The organism is Kribbella sp. NPDC004138, assembly GCF_053603655.1.
The window spans coordinates 144,329-159,079 of record NZ_JBSGFZ010000003.1 but is presented as its reverse complement, the minus strand read 5'-3'; the positions used below and the strand labels follow the sequence as shown (position 1 = coordinate 159,079).

Sequence of the window (14,751 nt, the reverse complement as noted above, 5' to 3'; positions counted from 1 at the left end):
AAAGGATCGCCGCATGGCGGCCGTTCGCGAGTGGTTGGACAGGACACCCGAGACGTGGAGCCCGCCGGCGCCCGCCGACCTGACGAGCCCGTACCGCTTCCTCTTCTGGCTGACTCGCTCGCAAGCGCGCCGCATCGCCGCGGGCGCCGCCCTCGGCACCCTCTGGACGGTCGGCCTGGCCGTCCCCCCGTGGGTCTTGTCGCATGTCGTCGACCAAGGACTCGTCGCCCGCGACACGGAAGCGCTCGTCGGTTGGTCGATGATCCTCCTGGCCGTAGCCGTCCTGAACGCGCTCCTGGGCATCGCTCGGCACCGAACCATGACCAAGGTCCGCATGGACGCGTCGTTTCGCTCAGTCCGGGCGACGGTGTGGCACACGTCCCGCCTGGGCGCGTCGCTGGCGCGGCACGTGAGCGCGGGCGAGGTGGTGACGGTCGGCATCGCGGACGTGTACGTCGTTGCGCAGGCGTTGACGGTGACCGGCCCGGGCGTCGGCGCGGTTGTCGCGTACGCCGTCGTGGCCGTCGTACTGTTCACCATCTCCCCGCTGCTCGCTGTAGTCGTCCTCGCCGGAGTCCCACTCCTCGCGATCGCGGTCGGCCCGCTCCTGCACCGCATTGAACGCACAGGCGGCGAGTACCGCAGCCACCAAGGCCGGCTCACGACGCGGCTGGTCGACGCGTTGGCGGGACTCCGCGTCCTCAACGGCCTCGGCGGAAAGACGTTCGTCGCCGAGCGCTACCAAGAACAGTCACAGCGCCTGGTACGGCGTGGCTACCGCGTCGCCGGACCCTTGAGCTGGGTAGGAGCACTGTCGACGGGCTTGCCGGCCTTGTTCCTGGCCACCGTGGTGTGGTTGTCGGCGCGGCTGGCGGCCACCGGGGCCATCACGATCGGCGACGTGGTCGCCGTCTACGGGTACGTCGCCGTGCTGGTCGTTCCGGTGGGCTTCTTCATCGAAGGCAGCAGCGATATCACTCGCGCCCGAGTCGCGGGTCAGCGCATCATCAACCTGCTCAACCTCCCAGTTGCTCACGACAACGACCGCACCTCGGAGGCCATCCCTGCCGAACCGGGCCCGTTGGTCGACCCCGACTCCGGGGTGGTCATCCGCCCGGGACTGTTGACGGCGCTGGTCGCGGCACGGCCCGCCGAGACGCGCGCCGTGATCGAGCGGCTTGGGCAGATCGGCGTGCACCCGCCAGGTACGACGTGGGCGGGTGTGCGGCTCGCGGACGTCGCCCGGGAGGAGCTGAGGCACCGGCTGGTTCTCGCGGACAACGATGCGGAGGTCTTCGCCGGCACAGTTCGTGACATCGTCTCGGGACGCCTGAAACCCGATGACGACTGCATCCGTACGGCGCTTCACACAGCCGTCGCCGAGGACGTCGTCGAAGCTTTGCCCGGTGGTCTGGACGCGGAGATCGCCGCCGGCGGCAGCGACCTGTCCGGCGGGCAACGGCAGCGCATCCGGCTCGCCCGCGCCGTCTACGCCCGGCCCGACGTCCTGCTCGCGGTCGAGCCGACCTCAGCGGTCGACGCCAACACCGAAGCGGCCATGATCGACCGGCTCCGTCACGCCAGGCAGGACAGAACCACGGTCATCACGACAACGTCGCCGCTCGTGCTCGACCGTGCTGACGAGGTCGTCGTCCTGGTCGGCGGCAAGGTGTCATCTGTCGGCACACACACGGAGCTGCTACGCACCGATCTCTGCTATCGCGACCTGGTGTCCCGCGCCCAGAACGGGGCTGCCGATGAGTAAGCAGATGCCGATCGCGACGCCACGCGAAGTACGTGCGGCGGCGCGGCGTGACCTGGGCGCGGACCGCAAGGCCGTCGCCGGAGTCGTCCTCGTCAACGCGCTCGCCTCGGCAGCGGGTCTGGTCGGTCCCTGGCTGCTCGGCCGGATCATCGACACGATCCAGGCCGGATCCGGTGACGTGCTCGACACGGTCGACCGGCTCGCGTTGGGCGCGCTGCTGTTCACCGTCGTACAGACCGTCCTGGGATGGTGGGCTCTCAAGCTCGGCTACCGGTACGGCGAACGCACCGCGGCCCGCGTACGCGAACGGTTCCTGAAGCGGACGCTGGCGCTGCCGCCACGCGCGGCGGATCATCTCCCGGCCGGGGACCTGATCGCGCGCGGAAGCACGGACGCGTCGCTGGTCGCGATGACGTTGCGCTCCGCGGTCCCCGAGGTGCTCGTGGCCGTCGTCCACGCCCTGTTCCTCGTCGTCGCGGTCCTCGTGCTGGACCTGTGGCTCGGGCTGTGCGGGCTCGTGTGCCTGGTCGGTGTCGGAGCAGCCGTGCGGTGGTACCTGCGTCGTGCCCGGCCGGCCTACCTTGCCGTTGCGAGTACGGGAGCGGAGATGGCCGACGTGATCGCCGGCACCGCGAAGGGTGCCCGTACGGTCGAGCTGCTCGGCTTGGAACATCGCCGAACCGAGGCGACGGAAGGTGTCATCGCCGAAGCACGGACCGCGCGTCTGTGGGCACTCTGGCTGCGAACGGTGCTGTTCCCGTGGGCCGAAATCTCGCTCGCGCTACCGGTCGTCGGAGTCCTGCTGGTCGGCGGCGCGCTCTACATGAACGACCTGGTCAGCCTCGGAATCGTCGTCACCGCAACGGTCTATCTTCGGCAACTCGTCGGCCCACTCGACACCTTGATGCTCTGGATCGAGCAGCTCCAGGGTGCCGCGGCCTCGTACGCCCGCGTCGAAGGCCTGGCCGACATTCCCGAGGAGTCCGACTCCGCCACGCAGAGCGGGAGCAGCGGGGACCGGATCCAGGTCAGCGACGTGCACTACAGCTACACCGGAGCGCGCGACGTACTGCACGGCATCGAACTTGCGGTGGAACCCGGCGAACGCCTCGCTGTCGTCGGCACGTCCGGAGCGGGAAAGTCGACGCTCGCCCGTCTTCTCGCCGGCCTCGATCGCCCACACACGGGCTCCGTCACGATCGGCGGCGTACCGGTGGCCGACCTGCCGCCCGATCAGCTCCGCGAACACGTCGTCCTGATCACCCAGGACCACCACGTCTTCCACGACACCGTGCGTGACAACCTGCTGATCGCCAAGCCGGACGCGACCGACGACGAGCTGTACGCCGCGCTGGACGCCGTCGGAGCCACGTGGTCGAAGGAGCTGCCGGACAGGCTGGACACCGAAGTCGGCCAGGACTTCACGCTCGACGACGCCGGCGCCCAGCAGCTCTCGCTCGCACGCGTCGTCCTCGCCGATCCGCACACCCTGATCCTCGACGAGGCCACCGCGCTCCTCGATCCCAGGACCGCGCGCCGGACCGAGCAGTCGCTGGCCGCCGTGCTCCGCGGCCGCACCGTGATCGCGATCGCCCACCGCCTGCAGACCGCGCACGACGCGGACCGGATCGCTGTCATGGAGGCCGGTGAGCTCGTCGAGCTGGGCACCCACGACGAACTGGTCAGCGCGGACCGCGTCTATGGCAGGCTCTGGCGGACCTGGCGCACCGACGGTCCCGGCGGGTCAGGATAGGGAACATCGGCGGGTTGTGTCGGAATGGCCTCGCGCGGTTCGTTGGGTGGGTGTAAGCAGCTCGGCAGACTGAACTGGAGATCGTGATGCAGTACTTGGTTTCTGTGATCGACGACAAGGACAACCCCGGCAGCACCGACCGGCAGCCCGCGATCAGCGTGTTCAACGACCGGCTGATCGCCGAGGGCTACTGGGTGTTCGCGGGCGGACTCGCCGACACCACCGCAGCCACGGTCATCGACAACCGGGGCGAGCAGCCGGTGTTCACCGACGGGCCGTTCGTGGAGTCGAAGGAGTACCTGGCCGGCGTCTGGGTCTGGGAGGCTCCGGATCTCGACGTGGCCCTCAAGCTCGCCGCCGAGGCGTCGAAGGTCTGCGACCGGAAGATCGAGGTGCGGCCATTCCAGTGACCGACGTCGAAGCGGCGATCACCCGCGCGCACCACCAGGAATGGGCGCGGGTGGTTGCCTCGCTGACCAAGCGGTTCGGGGACCTCGACATAGCCGAGGAAGCCGCGGCCGAGGCGTTCGCGACCGCCGTCGAGCGGTGGCCCGCGGACGGCGTACCGCCCAACCCCGGCGCCTGGCTGACCACGACCGCCAACCGCAAGGCGATCGACCGGATCCGGCGCGAGAGCAAACGTGACGACAAGCAGAAGGAGGCTCAGATGTCGTACGACGACCAGCCCGAGCCTCTCGGTGCGATCGACGACGAGCGGCTCCGGCTGATCTTCACCTGCTGTCACCCGGCGCTGGCGATGGAGACCCGCGTGGCGCTGACGCTGCGGATGGTGGGCGGGCTGACCGTGCCCGAGATCGCCCGCGCGTTCCTGGTGCAGGAGACCGCGATGGGGCAGCGGATCACCCGTGCGAAGGCGAAGATCAAGGCGGCGCGGATCCCGTACCGGGTGCCGGCCGCGGAGGATCTCCCGGGCCGCGTGTCCGGCGTACTCGCCGTGCTCTTCCTGGTCTTCAACGAGGGCTACCTGGCGACCGGCCCGGACACGGATCCCGTCCGCCACGAACTGACCGCGGAGGCGATCCGTCTCACCCGCCTGATCCGGGCACTGCTGCCGGACGACGGCGAGGTGGCCGGTCTGCTCGCGCTGATGCTCCTCACCGAGGCTCGCCGTACCGCCCGGGTGTCGGGCTCCGGCGAACTGATCCCGCTCGACGAGCAGGACCGCGGCGCCTGGGACACAACACTCGTTGCCGAAGGCCACCACCTGGTGCGCGAACGCCTCGCCACCGGACTGCCGCCGGGCCGCTACCAGATCCTCGCGGCGGTGAACGCCGTCCACACGTCGGCCCGCGACGCCCGCGACACCGACTGGTCGCAGATCGTCGCGCTGTACGACCAGCTCGTCCGGATCGATCGCTCGCCGATCGTCGCGCTGAACCGCGCGATCGCGGTGGCCGAGCTCGACGGTCCGGAGGTCGCGCTGGCGGTGGTCGACCGGCTCGGGGACAAGCTGCCCGCGTACCACCTGTACCACGCGACGCGCGCCGAGCTGCTCCGCCGGATGGGCCGCAGCAAGGAGTCCCGGGCGGCGTACGACGAAGCGATCACGCTCGCCGCCAACACCGCCGAAGTCGCCTACCTGACCCGGCGCCGCGATCAGCTCGCCGGCTGACGCCCGAACCGAGCCAAACAGTGCCAGACGTACTTCACCGACTGCGCGGGATGGACACCTGACCGCGCCGCGGCGCCGAGCAGGTCAGGCGTCAGTTCGGGGCCGAGTGAGCACGCGAGCTCGACGATCTCCGGTCCGCGGTACGCCGGGTCGAAGGCACTCGGCGCAGCGCGGAAGCCCGGGTGGTACTCGATCGGGCAGCCGAGCCCGCGGGCGGCGTCCTCTACGGGTGTAGCCCTGAACGACGGGTCCAGGACGACGGCGTCGACGTCGCTCGCCAGCAGCACCGGTCCGTGGATCTGGGCCTCCACGTAGTCGTTCAGGTCGTCGCTGCCGGCCTCGTCGGCGAGCCGGCACAGGCGCGGCAGGGTGTGGCGGTCGCCGAAGTCGGCCGGGTTGCGGGCGGAGTCCGGGAAGCAGAACGTTGCGCGCTCGATCGCCTCGGGTTTCAGCCGGAGGTACGACGAGCCGAAGCGAACTGCTCCGCCGTATACGTCGGATCGGCGGTTCCAGACGCCGTACACCGGGCGGTCGGTCGCCGGGCCTTCGTCGTACCGGCCGGAGAACAAGCGGCTCTCCCATCGCCACCGGTCTCCCCCGCGGAACGCCGTCAGTCCTCCGTTCGAGATTCCGGTCGTGAACTGCGACCGGTAGATCCCGTCCGCGGCCATCGACTCGATCACCGTTCGCGCGCCGTGCGGCCAGTTCGGGTGGAAGTGGATGGTCAGCATCAGGACGGGCCCGTCTCGTCGCCGGTGGCGTTGACGGTGATGAAGCGGAGTGCGGTGTCGTGGCGGCCGGTGGTCAGCCAGTGAGCGAAGGCGATCCGGGCTGTCGGTGGCATGTCGAGCGCGGTCGGGTCCGTCGTCAGCTCGAACCATCGGAGATCGCCTTCGGTGCACTCGGTCGGCACCGGCGCCGTGGGGCGCAGATCGGCGGTGAAGTAGTACGTCGTACGCACCTCGTCGCCGGTGTCGCGGACGGCGACGTACCGCAGCGCAAGGCCGGTGAGGTGGTCGGCCGTGACGCCGATCTCCTCCTCGAGTTCCCGGAGCGCGGCCGCGGTCGGGTTGGTGAGTTCGCCGGGTTCGAGGTGGCCGCCGATGCCGACCCAGGAGTCGGCGATCGCGCGGGAGCCGCGGCGGTAGAGAAGCAGCACGCTCCCCTCCCGCACGAGGTACACCGACGTCAGGTGCCGGGCCGAACGGAGCGCCACGTCAGACGTTGACGTCGAAGCCCAGGTCCACGTCGGACGCAGCCTGCCCGCCGCGGATGCCCCAGTTGGAGGTCGGGTGGTCGCGGACGAGGATCGTGACGTGGTCGGCCGGGATGCCGAACGGCTTCAGGTTGCCGATGATCTCGGTGTAGAGCGTGCGCTTCGCGTCGAGCGAGCGGCCGGCGAAGCAGTCGACGGTGACGAGCGTGAAGAACTCGGGCTCGGTCAGCCGCGGGGAACAGGCGAAGCGGTGCGGCGCGTGGACGAGCAGGCGGACGTCCTTGTCCTGCGGCGGGATCCGGAACGCGGTGACGATCGCTGCGTGCACCGCCTCGATCAGGCCGGCCTCGTCGGCTGGGGAGTACTCACGGCGGACTTCGATCTGCGCGCTCGGCATGGGCAGGCATCCTTCCAGAAGGGTCGACTCCCCAGACCTCACCACGAAGCACCGGCTCCGGCGAGCGATTTTCGGTTTTGTCGGTTTTGTCGGTGCTGTCGGCCACACTCGCACCCCATGAGCACAAAGGTGCCGCGCGGGGCCGCGGTTGTCGTCCAGGCAGGCAAGGTGCTGGTGGTGAAGCGCTACCTGCGGTTCGAGACGTCGGCCGAGTGCGTGATGTGTGAGTACGCCGACGCTCCGGGACCTCAGTGCGACGGTCATCGGTACGCCGTGCTGCCCGGCGGGCACGTGGAGCCGGGCGAGTCGGCCGCGGTCGCTGCGGTGCGCGAGCTCGAGGAGGAGACGACGCTGACCGGCACGGTCGACCGGTTGTTGTGGACCGGCTCCCACAACGGGCGGCCCGCGTACTACTTCCTGGTGACCGGCGTGAGCGGCGTACCGGAATTGTCGGGTGACGAGGCCGCCGAGCAGTGCGCGACGAACCACTTCGCCCTGAAATGGGTCGACGCGACGGATCTGGAGGACATCTATCCGGCCGAGCTGTATCAGCAGCTGACACGCCTACTTCAGATGAGCGACGACGCGGGTTAGGCCGAGGAGGTCGCCCCGATCGGCCTGCAGCATCTGCTCGTCCGGTTCGTAGCCGCGGCCGACTTTGGCGCAGGTCTGCAGCCAGTGCAACCAGTCCGCCCAGCCGTCGGGCGCGAAGTCGGCGGTGTCGACGGTGACGAGGTCGGTGCGCTCCCAGAGGCTTCGCCACCAGTCAGGCGGCAGCCAGGTGCACAGGTCCGGTCCCCAGCGGTTCGCGAGGTACGGCGGTGGCGTGAAGTCCGGAGCGGTGCGGATACCGGGACTGATGAAGCCGATGGCTCCACCCGGGCGAACAAACTCGGACAGGTACGCGAGGTAGTCCACGCCGGTGCCGAAGTAGTGGTACGACCCGACGCTCACGACCGCGTCGAAGAAGCCCCGCGCGAACGGCAGCTTCCGAGCGTCCGACTGGATCGGGTGCACCCGTCCGGCGAGTCCCGCGTCGTCAACGCGTCGCCAGTTCTCGGTCGGGTCGACCCAGAGGTCCGCGGCCCACACGTCGACGTCGTACTCGCGGGCCAGGAAGATCGACGACAGCGCCGTACCGCAGCCGAGGTCGAGCACCCGCATCCCGGGACGCAGCGGCATCACTTGCAGCAGGCTCTCGCTGCACCACAGCGGGTGCGGACCCATCAGGTTGTCGACGACCCATTGCTGGTCGTAGGCGTTCGAGCGGGGATAACGGTCAAGGGTGAGCGCTTCGCGCAGGAGTTCGCTGGACATGCGGTGACGATGTCAGCGTGCTCCGCCGGCTCACAACGGGATTTCGGCGATCATTCGATGTCCTTGCGCCTCGAAGGCTTCGTCGCCGACCTGGTGTGCCCAAACCGCGGTACTGACCGCCTCGCGCAGCCGTGTCCGCTGCCAGGCGTCCGGGTCGCGCGGATCGGATCCGTAGCCGGCGAGGAATGCCGGCTCCAGCGACGGGTCGGAGCGGAACTGCTGCGCGGCCAGCCGGGCGAGGTCCGTGTACGCCGGGCGCAGGTCCGCGCGGCCGAAGTCGATGACGCGGACAGTGCCGTCGTCGACGAGCCAGTTGCGCGGCTGCCAGTCGCCGTGGGTCGGCACCAGAGTCGCCGGCGGGGTGGGCCAGGCCCGGATCGTGGAGCGGATGCGGTCGGCGAGGTCCGGTGCGATGCGGTGCGGTTTGCCGAGATCGAGGAGTGTGCCCTCGTTCTCACGGGATTCGTAGGCGGCGTCCGGTAGGCCGTACTGCCGGTGAAATGCGGCCAGCAATTCACCGGCCTGCCGATAGATATCAGGTGACCATTCGGACGGTGTGCCTTCGACGAGCTCGCCGGGCAGGAATCGGGTCACGAGGAGCTTGGCGGATTCGTCCGCGTGGACCAGCTCGGCCGCTCTCCCCCGGGTGGTCCACGGCCGCAACCAGTTGCGGTGGGCACGGAGTTCGCGGGCGAGGTGGTGGTCGGCGTCATCGCCGGCTTTCACGATGTAGCGCTCCCCGCCGTCCTCCAACTCCAGGACGAGCGTGCCGATGACACCCCAGCTGTGGTCGCGCACGATCACGGCGGACGGCAGCCACCGGTCGAGAAGTTGTTGCTGTCGCTCGGTGAGGCCCACGGGCAGAGACTAGCGCAGAAAAATGCCCGGAAAAGATGGACGAATATCCCCGAAGGATTTATCCTGGCCGGATGCAGAATTCACAGGAAAATGCACCTTCACCAATTAACTTATCATCAGGAATTGCGGAAAGCAAGTCCGGCGAATTCTGGTCGTTCGGGGACCTGGCGGTCCGGCGGATCGGGTTCGGCGCCAAGCGGCTGGCGGGTGCCGGCGGCGCCGACGTGCAGGACCGCGCGGTCGCGCTCCTGCGGCGCGTCGTCGAGCTCGGGGTGAACCACATCGACACCGCGGCGTTCTATCCGAGTCACGGACAGGCCGGCCAGACGCGGTTCGAGAGTCTGGGCTGGGCGAACGAGGTGATCCGCCGCGCGCTCGCGCCGTACCCGGAGGACCTGCTGATCGCCACCAAGGTCGGGCCGACGAAGCACGGGCTGGCGCGGCCGGACGAGTTGCGGGAGCTCGTGGAGGAGGATCTGCGGACCCTCGGCGTGGATTCGCTGGACCTGGTCTACCTGCGGCAGATGGGACTGGATTCGATCGCGGAGCATTTTGGGGCCTTGGCCGAGCTGCAGGCGAAAGGCATGATCCGGCACCTCGGCGTGTCGAACGTGCGGGTCGCGCATTTGCACGAGGCGCGGGAGATCGCGACGGTGGTCGCGGTGCAGAACAGGTACAGCGTCGGGTTCGGGCGGGTGAACGACGAGATCCTCGAGCTGTGCGGTGAGCTCGGGATCGCGTTCGTGCCGTTCTTCGCGGTCACCGCGGAGTCCCGGGAGGCCGGCGGGGTCGCCGGGTCCGACGCGGTGCAGGAGATCGCGGACCGCCACGGGGCGACCGTCGCGCAGGTGCGCCTCGCGTGGACGCTGAGCCGCGGCGACCACGTGCTCGCGATCCCGGGGACGTCCAGCCCGCGTCACCTGGAGGAGAACCTGCGAGCCGCGGACCTCACTCTCTCCCCCGAGGATCTCGCGGTCCTGGACTCGGTCGTCGACTGACACCGCCGGCTCGGGCGTCAGTCGTAGTAGCGGCGGACGCTCGAGCCGATCCGGGTCACGTCGGTGCCGTAGATGTGCAGGGAGATCGCGGTCTCGGCGAACGTGTTGTGCACCCGGTGGATGTCGCCCGGCGGCGCGAACGCGCTCACCTCGCCGACGTGGTTGTCGCTCGCGCCGATCAGCCGCAGGTCCGCGTCGAACAGTTCCTCGTGCTCGACGCCCTGGACCACCCCGACCACGCACCAGGTGACGTGGTCGTGGATCCGGGTCAGCTGCCCGGGACGCCACACCACCGCGATGACGGAGAACGAGCCGTCGGGTTCGACGTGGAGTGTGTGGCCCTGGTGGCCGTCGGGTGATCCGAGGCGCTGTTCGGCGGTCAGCACGTCCGGGCCTGGAAAGTGCTGCCGGAGCGCGGCGCCGACGTCGTGGGCAGTCCGGTTCCAGTCGGAGTGCCGGCCGATGGCGCTTCGCACGCCGCTCAGGAGGTCTGTGAGTTCGGAGGTGGTGGCTGTTGTCGTCATGCCTTGAGCCTGCGCCGGGTCAACCCATAACGTCTAATGCCAACCTTCGTGCTCACTGATAGATGGAATTGATACATGCTCGATGTCACGAGGCTGCGGGTGATCGACGCGGTCGCACGTCACGGCTCGGTGACCGCGGCCGCGCGCGAGCTGCACTACTCTCAGCCGTCCGTCACGCACCACCTCGCGCGTCTCGAGGCCGAGACCGGCGCGCAGCTCCTGCAACGCGTCGGCCGCGGGATCCGGCTGACCGAGGCCGGCCGGCTGCTCGCCGACCGGGCCGCGGAGATCATCGGCCGGATCGACGCGGTCGACGCGGAGCTGTCGGCGCACGTCGGCCTGAGCGCCGGCCGGATCCGGCTCGCCGGGTTCTCGTCGGCGATCGGCGCGCTCGTCCCGGCAGCCGTCGCCGGGCTGGCCGCGAAGCATCCCGGGCTGGAGGTGAACCTCGTCGACACGCATCCGCCCGAGGCGTTCGAGCTGCTCCGCACCGGGAAGGTCGACGCGGCCATCGTGTTCCGGTACGACGAGACCGCACCCGAGCCGCGCGGCGTCCGGCTGCATCACCTGGTCGACGACCCGCTGTACGTGCTCGCGAACGGCCCGGCCACGATCGCCGAGCTGCGCGACAGCACCTGGATCGCCGGCTGCGACCGGTGCCGCAGCCACCTGATCGCGCTGTGCGCCGCAGAAGGCTACGAGCCGCGGATCGGGTACACGTCGGACGACATGGTCGTGATGCAGGCGCTCGTCGCGGCCGGGCTCGGGGTGACGACGATGCCGGGACTCGCGCTGCGCACCCACCGGTCCGCCGGCATCACGGCCACCGAACTGCCGGGCTCCCGCCGCCAGTGTACGTCGCGACCTACGGCGAACCGCCCGATCCGCCGCCGGTCGCCGCCCTCGTCGGTGCTCTCCAGGAGTCGGCCCGGCGGTGACGTACGATCGCGCGATCCGGACGAAAGGACCGACGCGGATGCTGAAGACCGTGTTGTTCGACCTCGACGGGACCTTGGTCGAGGAGCGGGCGGCGGCTGCCGCGGCGGTGGTGGAGTGGGCCGCGGAGTACGGCGTGACGGGTCCCGACGTCGTGACGCGGTGGGCTGCGGTGTCGGAGAAGCACTACCGACGCTTCCAGCGCCGGGAGCTCACCTTTCCCGAGCAGCGGCGGCGCCGGGTGCGGGAGTTCCTCGCGGTCGACGCGAGCGACGCCGAAGCGGACGCGATGTTCGAGGGCTACGTCTGGCGCTACGAGGCGGGATGGACGGTGTACGCCGACGCCGTGCCGGGACTGCGCGCGGTCCGGGCCGACGGGCTGCGCGCGGTGGTGCTGACGAACGGCAACGGGGATCACCAGCGGATGAAGCTCGACCGGCTGGGGCTGACCGACGAGATCGACGAGCTGATCTCGGGCGACACGCTACCGGTGGGCAAGCCCGACCCGCGGGCGTTCGCGCACGCGCTGGAGCGGCTCGCGGCAGAACCGCATGACGTGGTGATGGTCGGCGACTCGCTCGAGAACGACATCCGGGGCGCACAGTCCGTCGGGATCCCGGCCGTGCTCGTCGACCGGCACGACGCGCAGCCGGGCGCCGACGTACCGCGGGTGCGGGAGCTGACGCAGGTCCTCGACGTCGTCAGAAGGTGATCTCGTCGGTCTTCTGGACGGCGGCGGTGCGGCCCGGAGCCCGGTGCTCCTGCCAGTAAAGGTTCGTGTGGGCGATGACCTTGTCCGGCGTGGGCGCGCCGTACTCGCTGAGGTCCTCGGTGGTGTGAGCGTCGCCGACCAGCGTCACGTCGTACCCACGGACCATCGCGCCGTGGATCGTGGAGCGGATGCACTCGTCGGTCTGCGCGCCGCTGACGACCAGGTGACCGATGCCGGCGCGGGCCAGGACGTCCTCGAGGTCGGTGGCCTCGAAGCTGTCGGCATACGTCTTGTGGACGAGCGGCTCCGAGCCGTCGCGGGACAGCTCGGGGACGAGCTGCCACTCGTCGCTGTCCTTGGCCAAGTTGTCGCTGGAGTGCTGGACCCAGACGACCGGGACGCCCCCGTCGCGCGCCTTGCCGACGAGGGTGCTGATGTTGGTGACGACCCGGTCGCGCTCGTGCGCCTCCGCGACGACACCGTTCTGGACGTCGACCACCAGCAAGGCCGTGTGCGGCCGGTCGGACAGCGTGGACATCTCGGCTCCTCCCTACGGAACGTGTACGGCGAACGCTAGACCCGCCCGCCGACAGTCGTTCATCGTGCCGCCGGTTCGCTCGCGGTGTGCAGGCGGTCGGCGAGCGCGCGGCAGGCGGCCTGGAGCTCCGGCCCGCCGATGATGCGGAACGGCGCGTGGATCGCGGACAGCTGCGCGGCGTACCAGTCGGGTTCGTCGGTGCTGGCGAGCAGCCGGGTGCGGTTCTCGTCGATCGCTTCCAGGCGGCCCATGCTGCGCCGGATCCACTCCGCGGCCTGGTCGAGCGGCGCGTCGATCTCGACCTCGATCGCGTAGCGCCACCCCATCGCCAGGTGTTCCTCGACGGCGGCGAGCGGATCGAGGCCGGCGGGTGCGACGAACTCGGCCGGCTGTGGTTCGACCTTGGTGATCTTGTCGACGCGGAGCACGCGCTGGGCCTCCTTGCCGTGCGACCAGCACAGCAGGTACCAACGGCCGCGGCGTACGACGACCGCCCACGGGTCGACGTCCATCGGCCACTCGTCCTCGTGGCGGCGGTAATGGATCGTCACCCGCCGCGAGTCCGCGCTGTGTGAGACGAGCGCGGCGGTGATCTCCGGATCGGGCGTGCGCGCACCGGGATCCGGTCCGCGGGCGCTGACCCGGCGGATCGCGTCGGTCGACCGCGCGACGGCCTCGGGCAGCACCCGGACGATCTTCCCGAGCGCATCCTCGACCGGATCCGCCGCGCCGCGCGGCCCTTCGAGCACCGCCATCACCAGCCCGAGCGCCTCGGTGGGCGTGAACATCAGCGGCGGCAGCCGCAACCCGCGTCCGACCCGGTAGCCGCCGTACGGACCGCGGACCGATTCGATCGGGATGTCGGCCTCGCGCAGGATCGCGACGTACCGGCGGGCCGCGCGCTCTGAGACCCCGAGCTTGTCCCCCAACTGCTCGGCGGTGATGCCGGGACTGTTCTGGATCAGCTCGAGGACCATCAGGGTCCGCGCCGTCGGGCTCACGTCGTACGCCATCAGTCACCATTCCGGAAGAAGGCCGTCCGGATCTGAGCGTAGCCCGTTTTAACTGCTCAGACGGTGAGCGGTTTCTCTGCGACGATCGGGGCATGCGGGCGGATCGGTTGGTGGCGGTGCTGTTGCTGATGCAGGCCCGGGGCCGGGTGACCGCGGCCGACGTGGCGGCGGAGCTGGAGATCTCGGTCGCGACGGCCCGGCGTGATCTCGAGGCGCTCTCGACGGCCGGCATCCCGGTCTATCCACAGCCGGGACGCAACGGCGGCTGGCAGCTGATCGGCGGTGCGCGCACCGATCTGAGCGGGCTGACGGCGACCGAGGCGCAGGCCTTGTTCCTGCTGGTCGGCCCCGCGGCGTCGATCGCCCCGGATGCGAAGGCGGCGCTGCGCAAGCTCGTTCGCGCGCTGCCGGACACGTTCCGCGAGCACGCGCAGGCGGCGGCCGAGGCCGTGGTGATCGACCCGGCACGTTGGGGCGAGCACGTGAAGGACCGGCCCGAGCTGGTACGCCGCCTGCAGGACGCCGTCGTACGCCGGGAGCGCGTCCGGCTGCGCTACTCGGGGCGCGGCCGCGAGACGTCGGAGCGGGTGGTGGATCCGCTCGGGCTCGTCGACAAGGACGACGTCTGGTACCTGATCGCGTGGACCGAGAAGGGTCAGCGGACGTTCCGCATCGACCGGGTGGCGGCGGCCGAGCCGACCGGTGCTTCCTTCGAGCGGCCGCCCGGCTTCGACCTGTCGACGGCGTGGGCGGAGATCGTCGAGCTGATGGAGGAACGACGATCAGGGCTGACGGCAACGGTTCTGATGGACGAGCGGTTCGTGTGGGTGATGCAGGACCGGCTCGGCCGCAACTGCGAGGTCGACGGGACCGACGGCGATCGCGTGCGGGTCAGGGTCACCGCGCCGACGCCGCTGATGATCGCGCAGCACCTGGCCGGCTGGGGCGGTTCGATCGAGGTGGTGGGCCCGCCGTCGGTACAGGCGGAGCTCGCGCGACTTGGCCGGGAATTGACGCAGCGCTACGCCGCGGTGGACCAGGTGCATGAGTAAGGTGCGATGGTTCAAAGTGTCCCGATCAAGCCTCAGGAA

At 70.0% G+C, this 14,751-nt stretch carries 16 protein-coding genes and 1 pseudogene; 9 read left to right on the top strand and 8 right to left on the bottom strand.

Annotated elements, in window-relative coordinates; translation table 11 throughout:
- Positions 1 to 13 precede the first annotated feature (13 nt).
- The 4 genes from ACWEOO_RS04920 to ACWEOO_RS04905 all read left to right on the top strand — a co-directional run bounded on the left by ACWEOO_RS04920 (position 14) and on the right by ACWEOO_RS04905 (position 5,151).
- A complete protein-coding gene (locus ACWEOO_RS04920) occupies positions 14 to 1,765 on the top strand; it encodes an ABC transporter ATP-binding protein (RefSeq protein WP_452141834.1) in 1,752 nt (583 codons plus the stop codon).
- Entirely contained in the window at positions 1,758 to 3,518 is a 1,761-nt protein-coding gene (locus ACWEOO_RS04915) for an ABC transporter ATP-binding protein (protein ID WP_452141833.1), read from the top strand. The genes ACWEOO_RS04920 and ACWEOO_RS04915 overlap by 8 nt, the downstream gene beginning before the upstream one ends.
- Before the next feature lie 86 nt (positions 3,519 to 3,604).
- Positions 3,605 to 3,928: a YciI family protein gene (locus tag ACWEOO_RS04910; protein WP_359928265.1), complete on the top strand. Its 324-nt coding sequence runs from the start codon at positions 3,605 to 3,607 to the stop codon at positions 3,926 to 3,928.
- Positions 3,925 to 5,151 carry an RNA polymerase sigma factor gene (locus tag ACWEOO_RS04905; RefSeq protein WP_452141832.1) on the top strand — a complete coding sequence of 409 codons (1,227 nt, stop codon included), beginning with the start codon at positions 3,925 to 3,927 and terminating at the stop codon, positions 5,149 to 5,151. Before ACWEOO_RS04910 ends, ACWEOO_RS04905 begins: the two co-directional genes overlap by 4 nt.
- Here the strand turns inward: ACWEOO_RS04905 and ACWEOO_RS04900 are convergent.
- From ACWEOO_RS04900 to ACWEOO_RS04890, 3 genes are read right to left on the bottom strand one after another with little or no spacing between them, the layout of a single operon-like run.
- Positions 5,136 to 5,882, bottom strand: coding sequence for a DUF3626 domain-containing protein (locus tag ACWEOO_RS04900; protein ID WP_452141831.1), 747 nt, complete (start codon positions 5,880 to 5,882; stop codon positions 5,136 to 5,138). The two genes, ACWEOO_RS04905 and ACWEOO_RS04900, sit on opposite strands and share 16 nt — an antisense overlap.
- On the bottom strand, positions 5,882 to 6,325 hold the full coding sequence (locus tag ACWEOO_RS04895; RefSeq protein WP_452142044.1) for an NUDIX domain-containing protein: 444 nt from the start codon (positions 6,323 to 6,325) through the stop codon (positions 5,882 to 5,884). The genes ACWEOO_RS04900 and ACWEOO_RS04895 overlap by 1 nt, the downstream gene beginning before the upstream one ends.
- A 43-nt stretch (positions 6,326 to 6,368) precedes the next feature.
- The gene (locus ACWEOO_RS04890; RefSeq protein WP_452141830.1) at positions 6,369 to 6,764 is read right to left on the bottom strand and encodes a tautomerase family protein; all 396 of its coding nucleotides are present in this window, start codon (positions 6,762 to 6,764) and stop codon (positions 6,369 to 6,371) included.
- A 117-nt stretch (positions 6,765 to 6,881) separates the two neighbouring features.
- Here ACWEOO_RS04890 and ACWEOO_RS04885 point away from each other — a divergent pair, with 117 nt between their 5' ends.
- Entirely contained in the window at positions 6,882 to 7,358 is a 477-nt protein-coding gene (locus ACWEOO_RS04885) for an NUDIX hydrolase (protein ID WP_452141829.1), read from the top strand.
- Here ACWEOO_RS04885 and ACWEOO_RS04880 read toward each other — a convergent pair.
- Both ACWEOO_RS04880 and ACWEOO_RS04875 read right to left on the bottom strand, forming a co-directional pair.
- The gene (locus ACWEOO_RS04880) at positions 7,329 to 8,081 is read right to left on the bottom strand and encodes an SAM-dependent methyltransferase (RefSeq protein WP_452141828.1); all 753 of its coding nucleotides are present in this window, start codon (positions 8,079 to 8,081) and stop codon (positions 7,329 to 7,331) included. The genes ACWEOO_RS04885 and ACWEOO_RS04880 overlap by 30 nt on opposite strands.
- 30 nt (positions 8,082 to 8,111) lie before the next feature.
- Positions 8,112 to 8,939 carry a phosphotransferase gene (locus ACWEOO_RS04875; protein ID WP_452141827.1) on the bottom strand — a complete coding sequence of 276 codons (828 nt, stop codon included), beginning with the start codon at positions 8,937 to 8,939 and terminating at the stop codon, positions 8,112 to 8,114.
- A 71-nt stretch (positions 8,940 to 9,010) separates the two neighbouring features.
- Between ACWEOO_RS04875 and ACWEOO_RS04870 the strand changes: the two genes are divergently transcribed.
- Positions 9,011 to 9,937 carry an aldo/keto reductase gene (locus tag ACWEOO_RS04870; RefSeq protein WP_452141826.1) on the top strand — a complete coding sequence of 309 codons (927 nt, stop codon included), beginning with the start codon at positions 9,011 to 9,013 and terminating at the stop codon, positions 9,935 to 9,937.
- A 17-nt stretch (positions 9,938 to 9,954) separates the two neighbouring features.
- Here the strand turns inward: ACWEOO_RS04870 and ACWEOO_RS04865 are convergent, their stop codons facing one another.
- A complete protein-coding gene (locus ACWEOO_RS04865; RefSeq protein WP_452141825.1) occupies positions 9,955 to 10,461 on the bottom strand; it encodes a hypothetical protein in 507 nt (168 codons plus the stop codon).
- Between the two features lie 75 nt (positions 10,462 to 10,536).
- Between ACWEOO_RS04865 and ACWEOO_RS04860 the strand changes: the two are divergent.
- Positions 10,537 to 11,244 (top strand): annotated as a pseudogene (locus tag ACWEOO_RS04860) (LysR family transcriptional regulator); the annotation flags it as partial.
- A 193-nt stretch (positions 11,245 to 11,437) separates the two neighbouring features.
- Positions 11,438 to 12,109 carry an HAD family hydrolase gene (locus ACWEOO_RS04855; RefSeq protein WP_452141824.1) on the top strand — a complete coding sequence of 224 codons (672 nt, stop codon included), beginning with the start codon at positions 11,438 to 11,440 and terminating at the stop codon, positions 12,107 to 12,109.
- Here ACWEOO_RS04855 and ACWEOO_RS04850 read toward each other — a convergent pair.
- Positions 12,099 to 12,647, bottom strand: coding sequence for an isochorismatase family protein (locus ACWEOO_RS04850; protein WP_452141823.1), 549 nt, complete (start codon positions 12,645 to 12,647; stop codon positions 12,099 to 12,101). The two genes, ACWEOO_RS04855 and ACWEOO_RS04850, sit on opposite strands and share 11 nt — an antisense overlap.
- Positions 12,648 to 12,706: 59 nt before the next feature.
- Positions 12,707 to 13,660 carry a helix-turn-helix transcriptional regulator gene (locus ACWEOO_RS04845; protein ID WP_452141822.1) on the bottom strand — a complete coding sequence of 318 codons (954 nt, stop codon included), beginning with the start codon at positions 13,658 to 13,660 and terminating at the stop codon, positions 12,707 to 12,709.
- Between the two features lie 92 nt (positions 13,661 to 13,752).
- On the opposite strand from ACWEOO_RS04845, the gene ACWEOO_RS04840 reads away from it, so the two are divergent.
- Positions 13,753 to 14,712, top strand: a complete 960-nt coding sequence (locus ACWEOO_RS04840) for a helix-turn-helix transcriptional regulator (protein WP_452141821.1) — start codon at positions 13,753 to 13,755, stop codon at positions 14,710 to 14,712.
- Positions 14,713 to 14,751 lie beyond the last annotated feature (39 nt).